The organism is Selenomonas sp. oral taxon 138 str. F0429, from assembly GCF_000318175.2.
Lineage (GTDB): Bacteria > Bacillota > Negativicutes > Selenomonadales > Selenomonadaceae > Centipeda > Centipeda timonae.
Genome location: NZ_KB290930.1, coordinates 466,283 through 467,281, shown reverse-complemented (window position 1 = coordinate 467,281; position 999 = coordinate 466,283). Strand labels below are relative to the sequence as shown.

Sequence of the window (999 nt, the reverse complement as noted above, 5' to 3'; positions counted from 1 at the left end):
ATGGACGGATTATCGACGTTGAGGTGGATGTGTCACCGGGGCTGCCGGGCTTTGAGTTGGTCGGGCTTCCCGATACGTCGGTGAAGGAGTCAAAGGAGCGGGTACGCACGGCGATTCGGAACTCCGGCATTCAGCTGCGGCAGGAGCGGGTGACGGTCAATCTTGCCCCCGCTGATGTACGAAAGGACAGCTCGGGACTTGATCTACCGATTGCCGTCGGACTCCTTGCGTCCTACGGTATGGTTCCCGAGACGGCAGTGCAGAATGCACTCTTCTCTGCGGAACTTTCTCTCGATGGAAACTGCCGTCCGATCAGCGGCATTCTCCCGATGGCGATTACGGCGCGGGAGCGCGGGCTAACGGAGTTCTACGTTGCACCGTCGAATGCAGACGAGGCACTCCTTATTGATGGACTGAAGGTCTATGCGGTTGAGAATTTGGCACAACTTGTGCGTCATTTGATGGGCACGGAGACGCTGACTCCTGCAACACCGAATCATATCGAAACACAAAAAGACGCCGCTTTCACCGATGACTTTGCGGATGTGCAGGGACAGTATCAGGCGAAACGTGCGCTTGAAATTGCAGCGGCAGGCGGGCATAATGTCCTCATGGTCGGTGTACCCGGTTCGGGTAAGACGATGCTGGCACGTCGGATGCCTTCGATTCTGCCGGAGCTGACGAAGGAAGAAGCCATTGAGATCACAAAGATCTACAGCATCTCGGGGCTGCTCGGCAAGGATACGGGGCTTGTGACGACGCGCCCCTTCCGCAGTCCGCATCATACATCCTCGACGGTGGCGATGATCGGGGGCGGGAGCATCCCGCGTCCGGGCGAGGTGACGCTTGCCCATCACGGCGTGCTATTTCTCGATGAGCTGCCGGAGTTCAGCAAGAAGACGCTTGAGGTGCTACGTGAGCCAATTGAGGATCGCCAGATTACGGTGTCGCGTGCGAACGCAACACTGACCTTTCCCTCTAGTATCATTTTGGTAGCGG

Annotated in this window: 1 protein-coding gene; it reads left to right on the top strand. The window is 57.6% G+C overall.

Translation table 11 applies throughout. The features are described from left to right. The coding region (locus tag HMPREF9163_RS12335) for a YifB family Mg chelatase-like AAA ATPase (protein WP_009440317.1) at positions 1-999 on the top strand (999 nt) is incomplete at both ends.